The organism is Xylanibacter ruminicola 23, from assembly GCF_000025925.1.
GTDB classification, from domain to species: Bacteria; Bacteroidota; Bacteroidia; order Bacteroidales; family Bacteroidaceae; genus Prevotella; species Prevotella ruminicola.
Map to the genome: position 1 here is coordinate 2793104 of NC_014033.1, position 24578 is coordinate 2817681.

The 24578-nt window shown below is 47.0% G+C and carries 21 protein-coding genes; 16 read left to right on the plus strand and 5 right to left on the minus strand.

The genetic code is table 11. The features are described 5' to 3' along the window. Positions 1-59 precede the first annotated feature (59 nt). Positions 60-503 carry a hypothetical protein gene (locus PRU_RS11925; protein ID WP_041386185.1) on the plus strand — a complete coding sequence of 148 codons (444 nt, stop codon included), beginning with the start codon at positions 60-62 and terminating at the stop codon, positions 501-503. Between the two features lie 534 nt (positions 504-1037). On the opposite strand, the gene PRU_RS15890 is transcribed toward PRU_RS11925, so the two are convergent. Together PRU_RS15890 and PRU_RS11930 are read right to left on the minus strand one after the other, a co-directional pair. Then, positions 1038-1463, minus strand: a complete 426-nt coding sequence (locus PRU_RS15890; protein WP_148214893.1) for a hypothetical protein — start codon at positions 1461-1463, stop codon at positions 1038-1040. 17 nt (positions 1464-1480) lie between these two features. Next, positions 1481-2080 carry a hypothetical protein gene (locus PRU_RS11930; protein WP_013064055.1) on the minus strand — a complete coding sequence of 200 codons (600 nt, stop codon included), beginning with the start codon at positions 2078-2080 and terminating at the stop codon, positions 1481-1483. 235 nt (positions 2081-2315) lie between these two features. Here PRU_RS11930 and PRU_RS11935 point away from each other — a divergent pair, with 235 nt between their 5' ends. From PRU_RS11935 to PRU_RS11955, 5 genes are read left to right on the plus strand one after another with little or no spacing between them, the layout of a single operon-like run. Then, entirely contained in the window at positions 2316-5270 is a 2955-nt protein-coding gene (locus tag PRU_RS11935; protein ID WP_224083049.1) for a TonB-dependent receptor plug domain-containing protein, read from the plus strand. 1 nt (position 5271) lies between these two features. Further along, positions 5272-6486 carry a DUF4249 domain-containing protein gene (locus PRU_RS11940; RefSeq protein WP_013064550.1) on the plus strand — a complete coding sequence of 405 codons (1215 nt, stop codon included), beginning with the start codon at positions 5272-5274 and terminating at the stop codon, positions 6484-6486. Between the two features lie 17 nt (positions 6487-6503). Beyond that, positions 6504-7754 carry a hypothetical protein gene (locus tag PRU_RS11945; protein WP_013065645.1) on the plus strand — a complete coding sequence of 417 codons (1251 nt, stop codon included), beginning with the start codon at positions 6504-6506 and terminating at the stop codon, positions 7752-7754. 42 nt (positions 7755-7796) lie between these two features. Beyond that, the gene (locus PRU_RS11950; RefSeq protein ID WP_013063664.1) at positions 7797-9092 is read left to right on the plus strand and encodes a sensor histidine kinase; all 1296 of its coding nucleotides are present in this window, start codon (positions 7797-7799) and stop codon (positions 9090-9092) included. Continuing rightward, positions 9089-9790, plus strand: coding sequence for a response regulator transcription factor (locus PRU_RS11955; RefSeq protein ID WP_013063765.1), 702 nt, complete (start codon positions 9089-9091; stop codon positions 9788-9790). Before PRU_RS11950 ends, PRU_RS11955 begins: the two co-directional genes overlap by 4 nt. 14 nt (positions 9791-9804) lie before the next feature. On the opposite strand, the gene PRU_RS11960 is transcribed toward PRU_RS11955, so the two are convergent. From PRU_RS11960 to PRU_RS11970, 3 genes are all read right to left on the minus strand, one after another. After that, entirely contained in the window at positions 9805-10581 is a 777-nt protein-coding gene (locus PRU_RS11960) for a hypothetical protein (protein WP_143040113.1), read from the minus strand. Between the two features lie 108 nt (positions 10582-10689). Beyond that, positions 10690-11679 carry a GNAT family N-acetyltransferase gene (locus PRU_RS11965; protein WP_013064261.1) on the minus strand — a complete coding sequence of 330 codons (990 nt, stop codon included), beginning with the start codon at positions 11677-11679 and terminating at the stop codon, positions 10690-10692. 19 nt (positions 11680-11698) lie between these two features. After that, positions 11699-12523: a glycerol acyltransferase gene (locus PRU_RS11970; RefSeq protein ID WP_013064868.1), complete on the minus strand. Its 825-nt coding sequence runs from the start codon at positions 12521-12523 to the stop codon at positions 11699-11701. Positions 12524-12736: 213 nt separating this feature from the next. On the opposite strand from PRU_RS11970, the gene mraZ reads away from it, so the two are divergent. From mraZ to murC, 10 genes are read left to right on the plus strand one after another with little or no spacing between them, the layout of a single operon-like run. Continuing rightward, complete coding sequence (mraZ, locus tag PRU_RS11975; protein ID WP_013063363.1) at positions 12737-13192, plus strand: division/cell wall cluster transcriptional repressor MraZ; 456 nt, start codon at positions 12737-12739, stop codon at positions 13190-13192. After that, complete coding sequence (rsmH, locus tag PRU_RS11980; RefSeq protein ID WP_013065354.1) at positions 13189-14103, plus strand: 16S rRNA (cytosine(1402)-N(4))-methyltransferase RsmH; 915 nt, start codon at positions 13189-13191, stop codon at positions 14101-14103. Before mraZ ends, rsmH begins: the two co-directional genes overlap by 4 nt. A gap of 8 nt (positions 14104-14111) precedes the next feature. Then, positions 14112-14549, plus strand: a complete 438-nt coding sequence (locus PRU_RS11985; protein WP_013064597.1) for an FtsL-like putative cell division protein — start codon at positions 14112-14114, stop codon at positions 14547-14549. A gap of 9 nt (positions 14550-14558) precedes the next feature. Then, on the plus strand, positions 14559-16682 hold the full coding sequence (locus PRU_RS11990; protein WP_041386193.1) for a penicillin-binding protein: 2124 nt from the start codon (positions 14559-14561) through the stop codon (positions 16680-16682). 23 nt (positions 16683-16705) lie between these two features. Beyond that, the gene (locus PRU_RS11995; RefSeq protein WP_013063596.1) at positions 16706-18157 is read left to right on the plus strand and encodes a UDP-N-acetylmuramoyl-L-alanyl-D-glutamate--2,6-diaminopimelate ligase; all 1452 of its coding nucleotides are present in this window, start codon (positions 16706-16708) and stop codon (positions 18155-18157) included. An 11-nt stretch (positions 18158-18168) separates the two neighbouring features. Continuing rightward, positions 18169-19440, plus strand: coding sequence for a phospho-N-acetylmuramoyl-pentapeptide-transferase (locus PRU_RS12000; RefSeq protein WP_013063086.1), 1272 nt, complete (start codon positions 18169-18171; stop codon positions 19438-19440). A gap of 8 nt (positions 19441-19448) precedes the next feature. Then, positions 19449-20780 carry a UDP-N-acetylmuramoyl-L-alanine--D-glutamate ligase gene (gene murD, locus PRU_RS12005; protein WP_013064845.1) on the plus strand — a complete coding sequence of 444 codons (1332 nt, stop codon included), beginning with the start codon at positions 19449-19451 and terminating at the stop codon, positions 20778-20780. A gap of 3 nt (positions 20781-20783) precedes the next feature. Continuing rightward, on the plus strand, positions 20784-22022 hold the full coding sequence (locus PRU_RS12010; protein ID WP_013064230.1) for an FtsW/RodA/SpoVE family cell cycle protein: 1239 nt from the start codon (positions 20784-20786) through the stop codon (positions 22020-22022). A gap of 42 nt (positions 22023-22064) precedes the next feature. Further along, on the plus strand, positions 22065-23168 hold the full coding sequence (gene murG / locus PRU_RS12015; protein WP_013064084.1) for an undecaprenyldiphospho-muramoylpentapeptide beta-N-acetylglucosaminyltransferase: 1104 nt from the start codon (positions 22065-22067) through the stop codon (positions 23166-23168). Between the two features lie 31 nt (positions 23169-23199). Beyond that, positions 23200-24573, plus strand: a complete 1374-nt coding sequence (gene murC, locus PRU_RS12020; RefSeq protein ID WP_013064026.1) for a UDP-N-acetylmuramate--L-alanine ligase — start codon at positions 23200-23202, stop codon at positions 24571-24573. The last annotated feature ends 5 nt before the right edge of the window (positions 24574-24578 follow it).

Sequence of the window (24578 nt, forward strand, 5' to 3'; positions counted from 1 at the left end):
CAAGGATTCCTACTTTCTCTCATTATCTTGTCAGTAACAAACATAAAAAAGCTATAAGTATGAAGAAGAATTGTTTTTTACAGATTTTTGCTGTTATGCTGCTATCCATCAGCATAACTGGTTGTTCGAGTGATGAATTCGAAGGGGAAGGTCTCTATGGCAGATGGCGTTTGCTTGAAGTACAGAATGGACCAGGATCACTAGGTGATGATGGACAACAGGCATGGAAGAAGGATATTCCAAATGATTATACGATTGAGATTAAAGGAGATGGAACCATTCTTTTTCCCGAAGACGAGAAGAACGCCTCAACACCGAGTACACCAGTTAAGTTGACTCTTGTTTCTTCTGAAGAAACTACTTATTCCAACTATCCTGTTCTAAAGATTGATGAAGTGCCATTCGGTTATGAGGTTACAAGTACTCGACTAAAACTTCACTATTACGGCTTCTACTTCTGCGACCATATTCCAGCCACATTCGTATTTAAGCGAATAAAATAATCGCATATTGCCTACATGCCTACATAAAATTGCTCAAAACAACTGTGTTTATGGGCGTTTTCGTGTTGTCCAAGCCTACATAAAGCCCCACAAAAGCCTACATAAAGCCTACATGATTCCTACATAAAATCCACAAAAAGTAGCTTTTTGATAGGCCAGAAGTAGCTTCTTGAGGCACAAGAAGTGGCTTCCTGCCGAGCAAAAAGTTACTTTTCAACGTACCTGCAATAATTTGTAGTAAGGGTAATTGCGAAATTCTCTAGAGAATTTTTGGCTAAGTGCCGTACTAAAGATTGCTAACTGCCTAGGAAACCGCAAAATTCTCTAGAGAATTTTACAACAAGTATTAAGGATAAAAGTTGTTATTCAGACAAAAACCATCTTCTACCCCGTGTATAAATGTTAAAACATGTAGGTATCACGTAGAAATGATGTAGGCTTTATGTAGGCTTTTGTGGGGCTTTATGTAGGCTTAAAAGTACAAGAAATCCTTTATATATGCGGGTTTTGAGCGTTTTTATGTAGGCATGTAGGCTAACTGCGAACTTTTAAGCGGCGATAAACACAAATAGTACTCGCAAAACAGCCATACGAGTGGATGGTTAGCTTGTCGCCTTCTACTCTTAATGTTGTACCTCCAGTACTTTGCGAGTAATCGATATCGGGGGCGTAACACAAATAATAACTATCATCCCCTAGATTTGTTGGCTTAAGCCAATAAGGCATCTCACTTATCTGTTCGCCATCCACGATGTTAACAACGGTGCCATCACTTCTGAATTCCATGATGTTGTTGGTATTGACAGGCATACTTTGGGTCGACGGATAGAAGCCGTCTATCCGCTCAACTAACTGCCAGCTACCTACAACCGACTTTTTTACAGACGAAAGTCCATCGTCGCTACTACATCCGCATAAAGCCAATAACAAGATGACTAATGAAAAAACCGCCTGTTTCATATTTCTGTTTTTTGGGGTTAGTCCATAACATTCTCTACAGTACGTTTCATCACAATATTCTTCTTTTCAAGCTTGGGATAAAGACGCCAAAAGTAGATGTCGATGATAGCTTGAGTTGCAAAACCACCAACGTGGTGAAGCAACTTGGTTTGCAGCTCATAATAAGATTTTTTGTCTTTGAGAGCGATCTCGCCAAGCGAGAACGATCCGTCGTTACCCCAGGTTCGGCCGATAAGTAGGGTATATTTACTAAAATCTACATCGGGGAGCGGCTTACTACCCATATAGGCTTGCTGAAACTCCTGACGGCTATTGATCATCAAACATATTTCTTTGTCATAATCGCCATGGTCAAAAAAGGTTTTATATTCGTTACCTTGGCCGTCCCAATAAGGAGCATGCAGTTCTTCTTGGAAGAATGAGGCCAAAGGGTCGGAAGGGTCTGTTTCTGGTTTCCCCCATTGATTGTAAACCTCGCCGCCACGCACACCATCATCGTTACTGATAGCTATTATGCTATCATCGTCACCTCCACAGCCCATTAATGTTGAGCCAACAAACGCCGCAACAACTATGATTATCAGCGTCATTGTAATCATTTCTATCGTTCGTTTCATACCGTTTGGTTGTTATATGATTGAATGTTATTTTATTCTTAGAATGCAACAATAGGCAGAATCTTGCATAGCGAGGTATTTATTTAACAAACTTTCATTATTCACCCGGCCTAGTTGCAAAATTATGTTAAAGTTTAAGGTCTCAATACAACGTTTTGCTTGTTTTTGCATTTAATACTTAGAACTTAGTTCTAAAAATGCATCAACCAAATGATTATTGTGTATCTATAAAGACGTGAAAAAAGAATTATTACTATTGGCCTGTATGACGCTTGTTGTACAGCACACTGAAGCTCAGGACTACTTCTCTGCGGCTTCCGACTATGCTCGCCTGTATATTGGGCCTGTCGGACCTCAGTATCAGCTATCAAGATGGTACGACATTCCTTATTATAAAGGTAATACAAATATGTATAAAGGGCGAATAAGCTATTATGGGGTAGTTTACAACGATGTTGAGTTGCGCTTCGACCTGATGAAACAGCACGTATCTGTGCTATCGCCCAAAGCAGGTATCTGCTGTCTGCCCGACCAGCAGCATATCGACTGGTTTGAGATGGACGGCTACAGATTTGTACACGACCCAGAAGACAGCACCCGATTTGCAGCCCTACTCTGTGACGGCAGCAACAATGGCGTACAACTTTATCATAGTATGTGGAAGCACTATAACGGTGAGAAGACCTTTGGCGAAAGGAAGATACTTAAAAACCTAAGCGATCACGAACACTATACACTCGTTACACCTGATGGTGAAACATATCATGTAAAACGTGCTAAGGATGTGGCAGCACTGTTTCCTGAACAGAAAAAGCAAATTAAGCAGTTTGCCAAACAGCAACATCTTACCTTTACTAAATATAAACGTGAGCAAAGCCTTGCAAAAGTGGTAGCAAGTGTCATCGCCGAGAAGAAGAAAATCGCCACGAGTCATTTGCGACCAGAAACGGCACCAGAAGGAGAGAAAAACAATGCACTTCCTGTTTCGATAGAAAACATCCCTGTTGATTCGCTCATCGCCGGTATTCCCGTACTTGATAGCGATACTTTGTCGATATCAGCAGGTTCGGCAAATACACGAACTTATATTGTTCCTGGCGCCAAGAAAGCAAGGGCAAGCCTTGCCGACGATCAGGAACTGGCCGAGATTGTAGTTGTAGCAGGTCGCCAGTCGGTAGTACAAAGTACCACGATGGGCGCCGAGAAGTTCAAGCCCCAACTACTGAAGAATATCCCATCGGCCTTTGGTGAATCAGACATTATGAAGGTAGTGCTTACGCTGCCTGGTGTAACAACCGTTGGCGAGGCCTCAAGCGGATATAACGTACGAGGTGGTGCCACCGATCAGAACCTGATACTGTTTAATGGCGGCACGGTATATAATCCAACGCATCTGTTCGGCTTGTTCACATCGTTCAATTCAGATGCGGTCGAGGATGTGGAGCTGTTTAAATCAAGCATCCCCGCAGAATATGGCGGCAGAATAAGTAGTGTGCTGAAAGTGAACTCGAAAGAGGCAAACATGCGTAAGTTTACTGGTTCGGCCAGTATCGGCGCACTTACCAGCAAGGCCAATCTTGAGATACCTATCGTAAAAGATCATGTGTCGCTCTTGCTGAATGCCCGTACCACCTATAGCGACTGGATTCTGAAGCAGTTGCCAGAGGAAAGCGGCTACAAAAACGGTAAGGCCAACTTCTATGACTTTGGCGGCGTGTTTACCTGGAAACTTAACAACCTGCATCGCCTCAAGATATTCGGCTATCTGAGTAAAGATAAGTTTTCGTTCAGTTCCGACGATAGCTACGGCTATCAGAACCGCAACTTCTCAGCCGAATGGCGATCGATCCTGAACGAAAAGATAACTGCCACGCTCTCAGCAGGATTGGATCATTACGACTATTATAACGACGAAAAGGCCAAACCCACGATGGCTGCCCGACTGAGTTTCGGCATCGATCAGCTGTGGGCCAAGCTACATATCCGCCAGCGTCTGAATGAGAAGCAAAGTCTGTCTTACGGTCTGTCTGTTCAGCATTACGATGTACAGGGCGGCAAGTACGAACCTTTAAACGAGGAATCGTATGTCAATCCAGACCAGCTACAGAAAGAGAAAGCCTTGGAGAGCGGCGCCTATATCGACTACGAACATTCGCTGACCGAGAAATTGTCGGTTTCGGCAGGTTTACGCTATTCAATGTTCAATGCCATTGGTCCGCGCGACGTGAATATCTATGCCGACCAGGAACTGCCATCGCAGGAAACCTTGTTAGAGACACGTCATGAGACAGGTATCATCAAAACCTATCAGGCTCCCGAGTTCCGTTTCTCGGCACGTTATGCCATACAGGATAATTTCTCGATTAAGGCTGGTTTCAACACCATGCACCAGTATATCCACAAGGTTTCTAACACCTCTATCATGTCGCCTACCGATATGTGGAAGCTGTCGGATCTGAATATCAAGCCCCAGAACGGCTGGCAGATTGCTGCAGGTATCTATTACGAGACACCCGACAAGAACTACGAGTTCTCGGCTGAGACGTACTACAAGCACATCAGCGACTATCTGAACTATCGCAGTTCGGCTGTGCTGTTGATGAATCCACACCTGGAAACAGATGTGATTCCTACAAAAGGAAAGGCCTACGGCGTGGAACTGCAAGCCAAGAAGCCATATGGTAAGCTAAATGGTTGGGTAAGCTATACTTACTCACGCTCACTGTTACGCCAGGACGACAAGCGCGTGGCAACGCCCCTGAACGACGGCGACTGGTATCCATCGGAATACGACAGACCACATGAGGTAAAAGCTGTGCTGAACTATAAGATTACAGAGCGTTACAGTTTCTCGAGCAACTTTAACTATGCCACTGGTCGCCCAACCACAGTACCTGCAGGCCAGTTCTACAACAACAAGTTAGGTTACTACCTGCCCTACTATACTGAGCGCAACAACTATCGCATTCCCGACTATACACGTCTGGACCTGGCGTTCAACATCGAGCCAACTCATAGGCTGACAGCATTCTTCCACACCTCGTTCTCAATCGGTGTGTATAATGCCCTTGCCCGCAAAAATGCCTATAACATCTATTATGTTACCGAAGGCTCAAGCATCAAGGGCTACAAGCTATCGGTATTCGGTACAGCCATCCCTTATATCTCACTTAACGTACGATTCAACTAATATGAAAAGGATATCATCACTTTTAAAAATCGCCCATTTCATCGTGATTTGTGCCTGCATGCTGACAGGATGCGTGGAGGAATACGAAGCCGATCTGCCTGAGAGCGAAACGAACCTGCTAGTGGTTAACGGTACCATCCGTTCGAACGAAAAAAGCGAGTTCTATATCACAAGGTCTATTCCACCCAACGATCATAGTTCCGACTATTATTATGTAAACAACAGTTACACTTGGGATGCGCAGACTGTTTACTATGCAAAAGTTACCATCTGTGGTACCGATGGTTCTGAATACGAATGCCCAATACAGGATTCTGGCTATTACAGTTGTAACACTCCTGCGCTGGATCCAAACGTATCATACTATGTAAGGATAGAATGCGATGGCGACATCTATCAGTCGAATCCCGAAAAGCCACTCCACACACCCGACATCGAGAAGCTGGAGTACTATCAGAAAGGCGATTTGGAGGACATCCAGATTCTGCTGACCACAGGTGAGCCTGATGATCCAACACAGACAGCCTACTACACATGGGAATATACCGAAACCTGGGAAGTTAGGCCAAAGCGCCATACAGCTATATATTACGACGTGGAAGCCCAAAAAGCGATGGACATACCCCAAGACGAACTTTATCCAGAAAAGGGGTGGAAGACTGCGGATAGTAAAGCCATTCTAACGGAATCAACAGCTCATTATGTTGGTGGAAAATTCACAAAATACCAGTTACTGGATATTTCATACAAAAATGAACGCATAGCTTGGAACTATTGTAATGAAGTAACCCAACGCGCCATCAGCAAGGCTGAATACGAATACAATAAGGCATGTGTTGAAGCCGGATGGGAGATGGGCGGATTGTTTACCCCCCAGCCATCAGCCCTACCCAGCAACATTCGCTGCACCACCTCGTCGAAAAGAGCGTTAGGCTTTGTGGGCTGCTCGCTGAATACGGTCAGCAAACGTGTGTACATTGATGGGCATGATATCTACAGAGAGGTTCCCCAGCCTGGTCCATACATAAAATTAGAAGACTGCACAGAAATTGATTGCGAGAAAATGGTATATCAGGGCTTGATTCTCTATATATGGGATGATAAGCGATTGATTCAGCAGCCGCTAACCACATGGTGGGCTTATCCTGCCGACTTTGACGTACGCTTGAGTGGTGCAACAACTACCAAGCCCGACTATATGCCACCTTTTGAATAATCACAAAGATAACAAAGATGAACAGAATCATATCACTCATAGCAACTATTCTGCTGGCACACAACACTTTTGCCGCAGAATTCAGAACTGATCGCACCTGGTATCTGGCAGGCGAGCAGATGACAGTAAGTGTAACAGACCAAGATGCCCTGATAGCCTATGCCGAACTGTGCGATACGCAGGGTTTGGCCGCAGGCACCACTATCAGCATCCATAACCATAAAGGTACAGGCACCATTGAACTGCCAGCCAACTTGCATAGCGGTTACTATGCACTATCGGTATATACCCGCCACAGCGCTCAGGTATCAAACCAACTTGTTGCCATCATCAACCCGCTCCACAAGAGCAAAGATGACGATATCGAGTGGCTATCAAGCGACAGCAGCTGGGTAGAAGCCAATGGTACAGCAAAGCTGATAAACAAAAAAGGTACAGATACCCGCGAAACCGAAGGACATATCATCAGGGCACGCATCAACAACACCTATAACGGGCGTACCTTTAATGGTGAACAGATTCGTCCGTCGTTAAGCATCGTAGGCAAACAGATTCACTATTTTGAAGGAAAGATGGAGAACGACTCTACAGCCGTGTTCTACACATACGGCATTCACGGCAAGCAACCATTGGTTCTCTCTGCCGCATCACTCACAGGTATGAGTCTGCCCATTGAGATGATCAGTCCGTTTGTCACCTTACTGCCCAAGGAACTTCCACATCTTGTATTCCATTACAAACGCAGCGAAGTAGAGGAACGTTCACTGGCCATGCAGCGCCATCAGATAGCTATTGCCCCCGCCAAACGCGAACTGCAACTGGGCGACTATTCGGATGAGACTGCCGAAGATGGTGTGCCAATGGATTACGACCCAACGGTATTTGGCAATCAGCCCGACATGACATACAATCTCGACGAATACCGTCAGTTTCTCACTATTAAAGAGGTGCTGATTGAGTACGTTCAATGCGTACGAAGCAAGAAGAGTAATGGCGTAACACAGCTGTTTGTACGTAAAGAAGACGACCGATACAACAATTATTGGCCAGCTACGGTACTGATAGACGGCATGCCTGTTATCGACATTGATCGCCTACTGAAGTATGATGCCCGCCGCATCCATTATATCAACATCTATGGCGACATGTACACCTTTGGCAATGGGATAAATAACGGTATACTGTCGTTCATCACACGTTCTGGTCGACTCACCAACTACCCCACAGAGCCTAACACGCAGTATTTAGTGTACGAATTTCCACAATAAATTTGGAAGTTCACGTATTTTGCACTATCTTTGCAGGCGGTTATGCATAAAAACAGGTATAAATACGTGTCGATTGTGAGTGCGGTGGCAGTTCTGCTACTGCTGACTCTTTATATGTGGATGACCTATCGTTCTGTCACCAAGGATATGACGGAACGCGCTGGTAACCAGCTCACTTGGGCCATGTTCTATGAGAGCTACACACGTGCCGACCTGGTAACAGCCGACGATACACTCAGTCTGTCAGAAGCACGAGGTAACATATCGTTAGCCTCGTCGGTTGAGGGTATGAACGATGCTCTGAGCAAAGATTATCAATCAGAGATCTCACTCGATACTGTTGCGCTCTATGTCGACTCGCTGCTGAGTGTAGCTGATATTAACCGCAACGTAACCATATTGGAGGTAGATTCGAACAAGAATGTGCTCAGGCGTAACAACGAGCTTAACACCTCGTGGTCGCTACTCACACGCCCCGTCAGCATTCGTAGAGACCAATCGCGAGCCATCCAGCTAGCACTTAACAACCCCTATCCCGAATTGGCTCAGAAACTGAGTCCACTCTTTCTGTTGAGTGCATTTATTCTTGGTTTCTTTGCAATCATTATTGTGCAGCTGTTGAAGTTTATTACCGAGCAGGAGCAGATGGCCGAGTTGCGTAACGACTTCTCGTATGCGATGGTTCACGATATGAAATCGCCGCTTTCATCGATAATTATGGGTGCACACTTCCTGCATAGCGGTAAGGTTGACGACAAGCCACAGATTAAAGAAAAGTACTATACCATCATTGAAGAAGAAGCCGAACACCTGTTGGCACTCGTCAACAAACTGCTCACCATCTCAAAACTCGAGAACAAAAAGCTGATTCTGAACAAGTGGGATATAGACATAGAACCAATAATTGCCGATTTAATCGAGAAAGCAAAGGCCAAAGCCGACAAGCCTCTCGAGATTATTACAGATCTGAAAATAAGGAATGTGCTGGCCGACGAGCAATACCTTACAGAGGCTATTGCCAACCTGCTGGATAACGCCATTAAATACTCGAAGGACGAGATAAAAATCAAGATTTCATCGATAGACACCGACAAAAATGTACTCTTAAAGGTACGCGATAACGGTATAGGTATCACCAAGGAAGAGCAGCAGATTATCTTCGACAAGTTCGGTCGTGCTGCCATCCACGAAAAGAACCGCAAAGGCGGCGTATCAGGCTTCGGCTTAGGTCTGAACTATGTCGATCAGGTTATGCAGGCCCATGGCGGCAAGGTGACGGTATCGAGTGAGAAAGACAAATTTTCAGAGTTTACACTTTATATCCCAAAGAACGTATGATCAAGTTATTATTAGTTGAAGACGACGAATCACTCGCTTACATCGAGAAGACAGGTCTGGAAGACATTATTGGTGGCTACGAAGTAATTACCGCCAAGAATGGCAAGGAAGGTGTGAAAGTTTGGGAGGAAACGCATCCCGACGTGATTATATCGGATATCGACATGCCTGTAATGAATGGTTTCGAAATGGTGGAACGTATCCGCGAAACAGACGGCGACGTAATCATCATCTTCACTTCGGCCCTCACTTCGCCCAACGATGTAAAGGCCGGTTATCGCTTAGGCATCAATAACTATGTAAAGAAGCCCTTCGTACCAGAGGAGTTAGACGCTCATATCCAAGCGCTTATGAAGATGCGTGGTGGCGCTAAGACGCAGAACGAGACCAGTCACTACAAACTGGGAAAATTCACGTTGGATGCCAATCACGCCACTCTTCGCAACGACGAAACAGGCGAGGCACAGACCATCACCCAGCGAGAGGCTCAGATACTACAGCTGCTGGCCGAGAACAAGAATAATGTGGTTCGTAGAGAAGCAATTCTGAGTAGATTCTGGAATACTGAAGATGATTACTTTGCAAGTCGTTCGCTCGATGTATTCGTCAATAAACTCAGAAAAGTATTGGCCGATGAGCCAAAGATTACGTTGAAAACAGTCAGAGGCATCGGACTCCAACTATTAGTTAACGCATAAGCGCAAGCAAAGGCTTAATCAATAGGTTTGTAAGGTTCCATCGGATTAACAGCCAGATACAAACCTGGTAGAACCAAGATGATACCAATCAAGAGCCACCATCCGCTTGAAGGAATACCTATCAGGCATAATGTAACCACCCAAAAAGCCACATCACCTATAATAATAGGTATCACACTACGGGTATATTCATAAACCAACGCCTGGAGTTGGGCCATCATCATGGAGACAATCATCAACATGAAGTTGCCATCAAGCATATTTATAAGAGCCATAATCAAGCCGTAAACCAAAATTACGACTTGAGGGCGGTGTTTCCACTCTAAGATTTCGCGAATCACGGCACCATAGATAATCAGATCGGCAGTAGCCTCGACAATAGCAATTACGAATATCGAGAATACAGGATGATGCTGCATCCAAGCATACGACTCAATCAAAAAATCATCACGCCAGCCCCTTTCGATTGCCACATCATTCATCGCAGCAAAAAGTACTGCCATACCACCCATCGCAATAATCATACCTAAAAAAACCTTCCAACGGATGGGCTTAGGAATGCGACCGATAGTATAGCTGGCAAATTTATTCTTAAGGAACACGAAATTAAGAATTAAGCAAAGAATCAGCGCCAAGCCTGAACCTAATCCTGCCAGATAAGATATAGAAGAAGAAACTCCAACCTTATCACCATTATAGCCATCAACGAAACCAATAAAAAAACCACCGATAGCACCACCTACGAACATCACAAATAATGTGATGCCCAATGCCAACAGTAGATACATCATTGCCTTTTTCATCGTCTTTGCCTTTATTCTTTCCGAGTGCAAAGGTACGATGAAATTCTTAAAGTAAGATAAAACAGTACGTTATCTTTAGGTTAAATCTTTTTTAACTTACTTTTCCTTATAAATTACCTGATTGGCGCCGCTGGTAATCTTCAGAGCCTCAGGATGTTCCTTGATAAACGAGTCGATATGACGCACACGCTTCTCTTCAAGAATTTCATCAACAGCAATCAGGATACCAGTTTCCTCCACATCACCAAAGCCATAGTTGATAGCAGTACCAAACAACTTCATGGTTGGCGACAGACTCATATACGCATTAACCAATGGTGGGATGTTATAGCCCAACTTACGGATTTCGCCATTCAGCACGCGATAGTCGTCCTTGAACGATGTACCACCAAACAACGACTCCAATTCCTTGGGATCGGTTTCCAATTCCAGCGGTTTCATCGGTATAATCAGCTTATCCTTATCGTCGAAATGCTTCTTCAGGAAGTAGAGAATCATATCGCGGCCTTTGCGGATATATGATGGATACATGGTCATTTTTCCAAAGAAATATTTCACGTTAGGCTTAATCACCGTCAGGGCACCAAGTCCATCCCACAGGTTATCGAGTGCAAACAAGCTCTTGGCACCCATGCGTGAACTCTGATAAGGAAGAGAGACGAATGAACGACCGAGTTCGATGGTCCAAGGGGCGTAATCCTTAATAAAGCGATCGGAGAAGTGGAACATATGACTGGTAGCCAGAATGGGCTGCCCCTTTTCATCGTATTCCCAATCGGTACCAAGCAGATAACGGTAGCCACCGATAATCTCCTCTGCCTCAGGGTTCCAAACAATCAGCTGCTTGTAACAGTTGTCACAAGTATCGAATTCATCGATATCCATCGACTTGCCTGTACCGCCACCAGCTTCGCGGAAAGCAATCTCACGTAAACGTCCGATTTCTTTCATCACGTTGGGTGCATTGTGAGCCGTAATGATATAAATCTCATTGTGGCTCTTGTTCGTCATACGCAGCTGACGGTCGGGAGTGAGTTCACTCTTGAGAACCTCTTTAGCAATTGGTTGGATAATTTCCTGTTCCATTCTCTCTACTTAAAAAAGTTTATAGTTTATAGACTTGATCTTTTACAAATTCTGCCCATTCCATCGGTGATTTCGACTTATCGAATGTCTGCCAGGGAATTGGCTTACCAATCTTTACTTCGAAAGATTTGTGCACGTTTTTGTACATTTCATCGACCAAAAACAGCATAGCCAAGTTAAAGGGCAGGTGCTTGTCGCTGAAGTTTGCTAAGCGATAGAAGAACTTACTGTTCTCGCCGCTGAAATGGATGGGCACCACATCACGCTGATATTCCACACTCTTCGAGATAAAGGTCTTTTTCCAGGGAAGATCCTGAATCACACCGTTCTTTTTTCGCGAACAGATGCCAGCAGGGAACATCAGCATATGGTGATCACTCTGGAAACCAGCCTCGACCATCGCTGGGAAGTTACGACTCTGGTTACCTGTTTTATTGATGGGGATGCACAACGGCGCCAAACCAGGCAGGTTCATCAGCAGGTCGTTAACCAGATAACGGAATCGTCCCTCATAGAAACGGCCGATGATAGCACCCAGTGCCACACCATCCTCACCACCCAACGGGTGATTACTTACAAAAGTGTATAATTTGCCATCGTTAGGATCAGGCAGATTCTCCTTACCAACGATGTTCAGCGTCATGTCGAGGTATTTCACACATTCCTCCAACCATTCAACGCCAACTTTATCTCGACTCTCCCAAAGAAAAGCGTTTACCTGGTCCTGGTGGGCTATCTTCTTTAGCCAACTAACCAAGAAACCGGGCACAAACTTAGCCTTTGCGCCCATCTTCCCTTTCAGGATTTTTTCAATGTCTATCGTACGCTCTGTTACGGTTGTCATTTCTCTCATGCACTAACAAGTTGCAAAAATAGCACATTTCTTTGAATAATGAGCAAAAAATGCAGAAAAAACTTAGTTTTTAAATGTATTTAGGACACGAGAGGGGGCAAAATCATCAAAAAAAGGTTAAATTTGAAAAAAAGTGGGGAATTGTGGTGTAGAGTGGGGAAAAATGAGTAACTTTGCGGCAAATTTATTATTAAATATGTACGCATGCGTTTTATAGGTAATATAGAGGCTAAGATCGACGCTAAGGGAAGAGCTTTCCTGCCAGCTGTTTTCCGCAAGGTGCTACAGGCATCTGGCGAGGAAAACCTGGTACTCAGAAAGGACGTCTTCCAGAATTGCTTGGTGCTCTATCCTGAAAGCGTATGGAACGAGCGCCTCGACCTTTTGAAGTCGCAACTTCACCCATGGAAGCACACCCACCAGCAGATGTTCCGACAGTTTGTATCGGAGGCAGAAGTTGTAACGCTTGATGGCAATGGCCGATTCCTCATCTCAAAGCGCCTGCTGAAGGTTGCCGAGATTGATCAGGACATCCAGTTCATCGGCATGGACAACACCATCGAGATGTGGGCACCAGAGCGACTGAAGCAGACGCTGAAGACCGAAGAAGAATTTGGAATTGAATTTGAGAACATTATGAATAACTGTGAGGCTTTATGATAACCACAGCTGAGACATACCATGTACCCGTGCTTCTCCATGAGAGCATCGACGGACTTGCTATCAAGTCTGGCGGCATTTACGTAGACGTTACCTTTGGCGGTGGCGGCCACAGTAAAGAGATACTGCGCCGACTCGATGAAAAGGCGCATTTATATAGTTTTGATCAGGATCCAGATGCCGAGAAGAACATTGTAAACGACGATCGCTTTACATTTGTACGCAGCAACTTCAGATATCTGAAGAACTGGATGCGCTATTACGGCGTGGACCATATCGACGGTTTGCTGGCCGACTTAGGTGTATCGAGCCATCACTTTGATGATGAAACACGTGGTTTCTCTTTCCGATTCGACGCCCCATTGGATATGCGTATGAACAAACGAGCCGGAACTACCGCTGCCGAGATTCTCAACACCTACGATGAGGAGCAGTTGGCCGACATCTTCTATATCTACGGCGAACTGAAGAATGCCCGCAAGATAGCATCCATCATTGCCAAGACACGCAATGAGAAGAAGATTGAGACTACTGGCGACCTGATGAGCGCCACCGAGAAACTCTTCCAGCGCGAACGCGAGAAGAAAGAGATGGCCAAGATGTTCCAGGCCCTACGTATAGAGGTGAATCACGAGATGGATGCCCTGAAGGAGATGCTGAACGGCGCCAAGGATCTGCTTGGCGAAGGTGGACGCCTGTCGGTCATCACCTACCACTCGCTCGAGGACCGCATCGTGAAGAACATGATGAAAGCCGGCAACGTAGAAGGTAAGATTAAGCAAGACTTCTTCGGTCGTATCGAGGCGCCTTTCCGCCTGATAAACAACAAGGTGATTGTGCCCAGCGACGAGGAGCAGCAACAGAACCCTCGTAGCCGTAGCGCCAAATTGAGAATAGCAGAGAAAATATAAGAGAGAAGATGGAGAACAAAGAAGAAATTGAACTGCTGGTTGAAGCTGCCGATGTAAAAGAGCATGCCAAGAAAACCATCCAGAAGATTAAGGAAAAGGTGAAGGAGGAAGACCCCAAACTCACCCCATCCCTGAATCTGAGGACTATTCTTGGTGGCGACTTTCTGACAGCCGACATGGTGCGCCGCCAGATTTGGCTGATTGTACTCATGGTATTGTTCACCATCATCTATGTGGCTTCCAGATACCAGTGCCAGCAGGATCTGATTGCCATCGATAAACTGGAGAAAGAACTGCTGCATGCCAAATACAAGGCCTTGTCGAGTTCAAGTACCCTGACAGAGAAATGCCGTGAGAGTCATGTGCTGGAGGCATTGAAGCAGAACAGAGATACGCTGCTGCATATTTCCGACCAGCCACCTTATATTATTAATGTACCAGAATAAAGAAACGAGATGAGTAAGTTCAATAGCGATAAAGTCATGCCGCGCTACTTCGTCATTGCAGTAGTACTCACGCTGATTGGTTTTGCCGTAGTGGGCAAAGCCATGTACATCATGACTGCCAAAAAGGATTATTGGACTCAGGTGGCCTCGCGACTGAAGCGTGATAGCGTCACCGTAAAGCCTAATCGTGGAAATATTCTGAGTTGCGACGGTCAGCTGATGGCCAGCAGTATCCCAGAGTATAAGGTATATATGGATTTCCAGGCTGGTGCCGAGGATTCTACTGGTGTACACAAGCGCGACTCTATCTGGGCAGCCGAGATTGACACCATCTGCTATGGACTGAACCAGATTTTTCCACAGAAGTCGGCTGCCGAATTCAAGGCACATCTGTTGGAAGGTAAGCGTAAAGTGATGAAGAACGGTACCGTAGGTGCCCGTCACTGGGCTATCTGGCCTCGCCGTATTGATTACAATACTTTCTGCGAGGTACACGAACTGCCCATCTTCAGAGAGAAACTGTATAAAGGCGGTTTCCACTGGGAGACCTTCAACTCACGCCGTAAGCCATTCGGCACCTTGGCCCAGCGTACCATCGGTGAGATGTACGGTGCTAAAGATAGTGCCAAGAATGGTCTGGAGCTCTCGTTAGACACCTTACTCCGTGGTAAGAATGGTTTGATGCATCGTCGTAAGATTCTGAGCAAGTACCTCGACATCCCTGTACTGTCGCCCGAGGATGGTGTAGATGTAGTAACCACCATCGATGTAGGTATGCAGGATTTGGCCGAGCGTGCCTTGGTAGATGAACTGAAGGAGATTAACGGCGAAATGGGCGTAGCCATCCTGATGGAGGTAAAGACCGGCGACGTAAAAGCCATTGTAAATATGACCCGTGGATTGGACGGCAACTATTACGAGATGGTGAACAATGCCATCAGCTACCGTTGTGAACCAGGTTCAGTATTCAAGGTAGCCTCGTTCCTTGTTGCCCTCGACGATGGTGTGATCGACACCACAATGACTATCCCAACAGGCTGTGGTGTGATGGAGATGCACGGTCGTCCCATGAAGGATCACAACTGGCGTCGTGGCGGCTATGGCACCATCAATGTAGCACGCGCCCTCGAAGTAAGTTCGAACATCGGCGTAAGCTACCTGATCGACAAGTACTACGGTCATAACCCCAAGAAATACGTAGAGGGTCTATATAGAATAGGTATACACGAGGACCTGAAGTTGCCATTGGTGGGTTATCATACCCCTATGATCCGTATGCCGGATACCAAGACTACCGACAGATCCAAGTACTGGAGTAAGACCACCCTACCCTGGATGAGTATTGGTTACGAAACTCAGATAGCACCAATCAACACCGTGGCTTTCTATAATGCGATAGCCAACAACGGCAAGATGATGCAGCCACGCTTTGTTAAGCAGCTGATGAAGAACGGCGAGGTGATTCGCGAGTTCGAGCCAGTAGTGCTGAAAGAGCGCATTGCCAAACCACAGACCATCAAAACCATGCAGACCATTCTGGAACACGTGGTTAGTCAGGGGCTGGGTAAGAAGGCCGGCTCTAAATCATTCAAGGTGGCAGGTAAGACAGGTACAGCCCAGGTGGCCGACCAGTTTGGTAGTTACCACTCAGGCGTTACCCGTTACTGGTTGAGTTTCGCAGGTTTCTTCCCTGCCGACAACCCACGTTACACCTGTATCGTCTGCCTCAAGAAGTCGGGCCTGCCCGCATCTGGTGGTGGTATGAGTGGTGTGGTATTCCACCATATTGCCGAAGGTGTAATGGCACAGAGTCTGAAGCGTAGCGTAGATGATGCCCGCGATTCTCGCTCATCGTTTACACCTGCAGTTAAGAAGGGCGATAGCCAGGCTGCCAACTACGTATTGGCCAGTCTTAAGACCAAGGCTTCGGCTCCTAGCAGCGCCAACTATCGCGAAGGCAGCAAGCATACCGTACCCGATGTAACAGGCATGGGTGCCAAAGATGCCGTTTATCTGTTAGAGAGCCGTCGTGTTAAGGCACGCATCAAAGGAAGAGGAAAAGTTAAATCACAAAGTATCCACGCCGGAACCGCAGTTAAGCAAGGAATGGTGTGCGAACTCATTTTAGATTAATATATATAATAAGGTATAAGCATATGAAGTTAAATGAACTGCTCAAGAATGTAGAAGTACTCAACACGCAGGGCGATGTTGATGTAGAGATTACCGGTGTGAACATCGATTCACGTCGCATTGAAGCTGGTCATCTGTTCGTCGCCATCCCAGGCACCGTAACCGATGGACACAAGTTCATTCCAAAAGCCATTGAGTTAGGAGCAACTGCTGTATTGTGTGAGAAATTGCCAGAGGAGCAGGATCCTAAAGTAACATTTGTTCAAGTAGCATCTACCGAGAGCTGTGTAGGCGAGGTTGCCACCCAGTTCTATGGCGACCCATCGCGTAAACTCAAACTGGTAGGTGTAACAGGTACCAATGGTAAGACCACCATCGCCACCTTATTATATAATATGTTCCGCAAGTTCGGACATAAGTGCGGTCTGCTGTCAACTGTATGCAACTACATCGAGGACGAGGCTATCCCAGCCGATCATACTACTCCCGACCCCATCGAGCTGAACCGCTTGCTGGCTCAGATGGTTGATGCCGGTTGTGAGTATGCCTTCATGGAGTGCTCGAGTCACGCCATCGCTCAAAAGCGTATCGGCGGACTGAAGTTTGCAGGTGGTTTGTTCACCAACCTGACACGCGACCACTTGGACTATCACAAGACCTTTGAGAACTACCGTGATGCCAAGAAGGCTTTCTTCGATGGTTTGGAGAAAGATGCCTTTGCCATTACCAATGCCGACGACAAGAATGGCATGGTGATGGTGCAGAACTGCAAGGCCAACGTAAAGACCTACTCTACCCGCACCATGGCCGATTTCAAGGCTAAGATCATCGAGTGCCACTTCGAGGGTATGTATCTCGACATCAACGGCAAGGAGGTTGGTGTGCAGTTTATCGGTAAGTTCAACGTCAGCAACCTGCTGGCCGTTTATGGCGCTGCTGTAATGCTAGGCAAGAAACCCGAGGATATCCTGCTCATTATGAGTACGTTGAAGAGTGTGAACGGAAGATTGGAGCCTATCCACTCACCCGAAGGCTATACAGCCATTGTTGACTATGCCCACACCCCTGATGCCTTGGAGAATGTGCTCAATGCCATCCACGAGGTACTGAACGGTAAGGGTAAGGTCATCACCGTATGCGGTGCTGGCGGTAATCGTGATAAAGGTAAGCGCCCCATCATGGCACAGGAGGCCGTTAAGCAGAGCGATAAGGTGATTATCACCTCTGATAACCCACGCTTTGAGGAGCCACAGGATATCATCAACGATATGCTGGCAGGCCTCGACCAGAAGCAGATGAAGAAGGTTGTGAGCATTGTTGATCGCCGTGAGGCTATCCGCACCGCCTGCATGCTGGCCGAAAAGGGCGACGTTATTCTGATTGCCGGCAAGGGCCATGAAGACTATCAGGAAATTAAAGGTGTAAAGCACCACTTCGACGATAAGGAAGTAGTAAAGGAAATTTTTAACTCTTAATATTATCAACAATGTTATACTATCTGTTCAGATTCCTCGACCAGTACGATATACCTGGATCACACATGTGGGCGTACATTTCGTTCCGCTCACTGCTCACGCTCATCCTCTCGCTGATAATCTCAGCATGGTTTGGTGAGAAGTTTATTAAATGGATGAAGCGCCGCAGCATTTTTGAGACCGAGCGCGATCCAAGTATCGACCCATTCGGAGTCGAGAAGAAGGGTGTGCCTACCATGGGTGGTATCATCATCATCGTGAGCATCCTCATCCCTGTGTTGCTCTTCGGCCGTATCCGCAACACCTATCTTATCCTGATGGTTATTACCACCGTATGGTTAGGTTTCCTGGGATTCCTCGACGACTATATCAAGATTTTCAAGCGCAACAAGGATGGCTTGAAGGGTAAGTATAAGATTGTTGGTCAGGTAAGCATCGGCTTCATCGTTGGTCTTACACTCTGGCTCAGTCCCGATGTAGTGGTTCGTGAGAATGTGAATGTCCGTCAACAGAACCAGGAGATTGTGGTAAAGCATAAGAAGGAGGCTGTAAAATCGTTACAGACCACCATCCCATTCATAAAGAATCACAACCTGAACTACTCTAACGTGATGTCGTTCTGCGGCAAGTACAAGGTAGCTGCCGGTTGGATTATCTTCGTATTCATCACCATCTTTGCCGTAACAGCCGTATCAAACGGTGCCAACCTCAACGATGGTATGGATGGTATGTGTGCAGGTAACTCAGCTATCGTAGGTGTGGCGTTAGGCATACTGGCCTATGTGTCATCGCACATCGGCTATGCCTCATACTTCGACATCATGTATATCCCTCACTCTGAGGAGTTGGTTGTATTCCTCTGCGCATTCATCGGAGCCATGATTGGTTTCCTGTGGTACAATGCCTATCCCGCTCAGGTATTCATGGGCGATACCGGTTCGCTTACCATCGGTGGTATCATCGGTGTAGCCGCCATCATTATCCACAAGGAGTTGCTGCTGCCTATCCTGTGCGGCATCTTCTTCGTCGAGAGTCTGAGTGTGATTATCCAGACCCAGTGGTTCAAGTTCATGAAGCGTAAGGGGCAGCGTGTGCGCGTGTTCCGTGCCACACCTATCCACGACAATTTCCGTAAGCTCGACACACAGCTCGATGCTACAAGTAAATATATTCTGAAGAGTTGGCCTCATCGTCCGTTCCACGAGTCGAAGATCACTATCCGATTCTGGATTACATCAGTTATTCTGGCCGCACTCACCATCATCACATTAAAGATGCGTTAAACAAGTATATGAAAAGGATTGTTATATTAGGAGCAGGAGAAAGTGGCGCAGGAGCTGCTGTTCTCGCAAAGAAAGAAGGTTTCGATGTGTTTGTATCAGACATGTCGAAGATTGCCGACAAGTACAAGAAACAGTTGGACGACCACCAGATTGAGTGGGAAGAGGGTCAGCACACAGAAGAGAAGATTCTGAATGCCGACGAAATCATCAAGAGTCCAGGCATCCCCGATACCGCTCCCATGATTCAGAAGATCATTGCCAAAGGTATCCATATCATCAGCGAGATTGAGTTTGCTGGTCGCTATACCGATTCAAAGATGATCTGTATCACAGGTTCTAACGGTAAAACCACCACTACCTCGCTCATCTATCATATCTTTAAGGAGGCTGGTTACGATGCCGGTTTGGCTGGTAATATAGGTAACTCGCTGGCTCTGCAGGTGGCCGAGGATCCACACGAATACTACATCATCGAACTCAGCTCATTCCAGCTCGACAATATGTACGATTTCCGTGCCGACATCGCTATTCTGCTGAATATCACACCCGACCATCTGGATCGTTACAACTTCGAGATGCAGAACTATGTAGATGCCAAGATGCGTATCATCCAGAACCAGACAGATAAGGATGCCTTCATCTACTGGGCCGACGATCCCATCATCAAGCGCGAATTAGAGAAGTACGATATCCACTCTATCCAGTACCCGTTCTCTGAGCTGAAGGAGAAGGGCGTGATTGGTTACATCGAGGAGGGCAAGTATAAGATTGAGAAGCCCGAGCCATTCAATATGGAGCAGGAGAGTCTGAGTCTAACAGGTAAGCACAACATCTACAACTCGCTGGCTGCCGGTATTGCTGCCGACATTGCTGGTATCAAGAAGGAAGAGATTCGCAAGAGTCTAAGCGACTTCCCTGGTGTTGAGCACCGTTTGGAAAAGGTTTGCACCGTTCGTGGCGTGCAGTATATCAACGACTCAAAGGCCACCAACGTAGATGCCTGCTGGTATGCCCTCGAGGCCATGAAGACCAAGGTTATCCTAATTATTGGTGGTAAGGATAAGGGCAACGATTACGAGCCCATCAAGCCACTGGTTAAGGAGAAATGCTCTGGTATTGTGTACCTGGGTGCCGACAACCAGAAGCTGCACGACAACTTCGACAACTTAGGCATTCCCGTACGCGACACCCACTCTATGAAGGAGTGTATGGAGGCCTGCTACGAGATGGCCAAGCCAGGCGAAACCGTACTGTTAAGCCCCTGCTGTGCTTCGTTCGACCTCTTCAAGAACATGGAGGATCGCGGCGAGCAGTTTAAGACAATAGCAAGAAGTCTGTAAAGAATGAACAAGAAAATAGGCAACATCTTTAAAGGAGACAAGGTCATCTGGATGGTATTTTTCTTCCTCTGTATGATCAGTATTGTCGAGGTATTCTCTGCCTCGAGTAACCTGACGTATAAGAGCCAGAACTATATGGGTCCTATCGTGTTCCACACCGTCACCATCATATTGGGTGCAGTGGTAGCGGTAGTTACCCTTAACATCCCGTGCCGTTACTTCAAGCTGATGACGCCTTTCTTACTCATCATCACCGTAGTACTGCTACTATGGGTACTGGCTGCTGGAGAACGAACCGGCGATGCCAGCCGATGGATTAATATCTTCGGCTTAACGTTCCAGCCGTCCGAGATTGCCAAAGGCACCATTGTGCTGGCCACAGCCCAGATTCTGAGTGCCATGCAACGCGAGAACGGAGCCGATAAAAAGGCCTTCAAGTACATCCTGTGCATCGTGACTCCCATCGCCTTCCTGATTATGGTCGAGAACCTATCGACGGCAGCCCTGCTGTGCTCGGTAGTATATCTCATGATGATCATCGGCCGTGTACCCGCCCTGCAACTGATAAAACTGGCAGGTGTAGTGATTGGTTTGGCTTTGGTAGGCTTACTGCTCATTATGGCCGTAGGTAACGATACCAATGTGGCCGTAGATAAAGCCCAGACCGAACAAGTGGTTACTGCCCCCAAGGAGAAGAGTAAAATCGAGAAGCTGCTGCACCGTGCCGATACCTGGAAATCACGTATCAAGAAATTCTCGAACAAAGAAGAGATTACTCCCGACCAGTACGACCTCGACAAGGATGCACAGGTGGCACACGCTAACATTGCCATCGTATCGAGTAACATCATCGGTAAAGGTCCTGGTCAGTCGGTAGAGCGCGACTTTCTGTCGCAGGCCTTCTCCGACTTTATCTTCGCTATTGTCATCGAGGAGTTAGGTATTGTAGGCACCACAGCAGTAGTATTCCTTTACATTGTGCTGCTATACCGCACCGCCCGTATTGCCAGTCGCTGCGAGAACAATTTCCCCGCCTTCCTGGCCATGGGTCTGGCCTTGCTGTTAGTCATCCAGGCCTCGTTCAATATGCTGGTAGCCGTAGGTATCGCCCCCGTTACCGGACAGCCGCTCCCACTCATCAGTAAAGGTGGTACATCTACCATCATTAACTGTGCCTACATCGGTGTTATATTAAGTGTTAGCCGTTCTGCGAAAAAAAGGGAGTTAAAAATAGCAGAATAAGAAATTAAATTTGTAATTTTGCACGCAATAATCAAATATGATATGGAAGAACTGAGAGTCATCATTAGCGGAGGAGGCACTGGAGGACATATTTTCCCAGCCGTCTCGATAGCAAATGCCGTGAAGGCACTGCGCCCCGACGCCAAAATTCTGTTTGTTGGCGCCCTTGGACGAATGGAGATGCAACGCGTGCCAGCTGCAGGTTACGAAATCAAAGGTTTGCCTATCTGCGGTTTCGACAGAAAGAATTTACTCAAGAACTTTAAGGTTCTGTACAAGATATGGAAGAGCCAGCGTATGGCCAAGCAGATTATCAAGGATTTTAAGCCTCAGGTAGCTGTAGGTGTTGGCGGTTATGCCAGCGGTCCTACCCTTAACAAGGCAGCCGCCATGGGTATCCCCTGCTTGATTCAGGAGCAGAACTCATACGCAGGTGTTACCAACAAACTGTTGGCAAAGAAAGCCGCCAAGATTTGTGTGGCTTACGAGGGAATGGAGCGATTCTTCCCTGCCGACAAGATTATCCTTACAGGAAATCCCGTACGTCAGGCTCTGCTCGACACAAAGATTTCGCGCGAGGATGCCATCAAGACCTTTGGTCTCGATCCTGCTAAGAAAACCATTCTGCTGGTAGGTGGTAGCCTTGGCGCCCGCACCGTCAACGAGAGCGTGCTGCAGCACCTCGACCTGGTAAAGGCTGCCGATGCCCAGTTTATCTGGCAAACCGGTAAGTACTACAGCGCCGAGATTGCTAAGCGTTTGAAGGGACAGAATATCCCCAACCTGGTGGTAACCGACTTTATCACTGATATGGGCGCTGCCTACAAGGCCGCCGACCTGGTTATCAGTCGTGCCGGCGCCAGCAGTATCTCTGAGTTCTGTCTTATTGGCAAGCCCGTTATCCTGGTACCAAGTCCTAATGTGGCAGAGGATCACCAGACCAAGAACGCTCTGGCTCTGGCCAACCGCGATGCCGCCATCTACGTGAAGGATGCCGATGCACCAGCCACCCTGTTGGAGCTGGCCATCAAGACGGTTGCCGATGCCCAGAAGCTGCAGTCGCTGAGCGAGAATGTTCTGAAGCTCGCCCTGCCCGACTCTGCCGACATCATTGCCAAGGAGGTTATCAAGTTGGCAGGAAAGTAAGAAATGAAAAGCGAAGAGTGAAAAAGAGATTATGGAATTAAACGATATAAAAGCAGTATATTTTGTAGGCGCCGGTGGCATTGGAATGAGTGCCATCGCCCGTTACTTTATTAAGAAAGGCCTGGTGGTAGCTGGTTACGACAAGACCCCATCCGACCTGACCAAGCACCTCGAGAACGAGGGTATGCTTATCCATTACCATGAAAGTGTCGACGAGATTCCTCACGTGTGCAAGAAGAAAGAGTCGTGCCTGGTTATCTATACCCCAGCCATCCCTGCCGATCATCAGGAGCTCAAGTACTTCCGCGAGAACGGTTTCGAGATTCAGAAGCGTGCTCAGGTACTGGGCACCCTTACCAAGAGTCACAAAGGTCTCTGCGTAGCAGGTACCCATGGCAAGACCACCACTTCTACCATGTGTGCACACATCATGCACCAGAGTCAGCTCGACTGTAATGCCTTCTTGGGTGGTATCTCCAAGAACTACGGCACCAACTATATCCTGTCGGATTCCGACTACGTGGTTATCGAGGCCGATGAGTTCGACCGCTCTTTCCACTGGCTGCGCCCTTGGATGAGCGTTATCACCTCTACCGATCCCGACCATCTGGACATCTATGGTACCAAAGAGGCCTACCTTGAGAGTTTCCGTCATTACACCGAGCTCATCCAGCCAGGCGGTGCCCTGATTATCCATCGCGATCTGGAGATGAAGCAGAACGTACAGGAAGGTGTTCGTATCTACGACTATAGTCTGAACGAGGGCGACTTCCACGCTGAGAATATCCGCATTGATAACGGCGAGATTACATTCGATTTCATTTCGCCCATCGAGAGCGTTAAGAACGTACAGTTAGGTCAGCCCGTGCCCATCAACATCGAGAACGGCATTGCCGCTATGGCTATGGCACAGCTGAATGGTTGCACAGCCGACGAACTGAAGTACGGCATGCAGACCTATGGTGGTGTGGATCGTCGTTTCGACTTCAAGATCAAGACCGATAAGTTGGTGTTCCTGAGCGATTACGCCCATCATCCAAAAGAAATCTATCAGAGTGCCAAGAGTATCCGCGAGCTGTATAAGAACAAGCATATCACAGCTATTTTCCAGCCCCACCTATACACCCGCACCCGCGATTTCTACAAGGATTTCGCCGATGCTCTGAGTCAGCTCGACGAGGTGATACTCACTGAGATATACCCCGCCCGCGAATTACCTATCGAAGGCGTTACCTCGCAGCTCATCTACGACAACCTGAAGCCAGGTGTGCAGAAGAAGATGATACAGAAGGCCGATGTACTCGACTACATCAAGGACCACGATTTCGAGGTACTCATCGTGCTGGGCGCTGGCGACCTGGATAACCAGGTTCCCCAGATGGTCAAGGTTTTAAATAGTAAATAGTATAA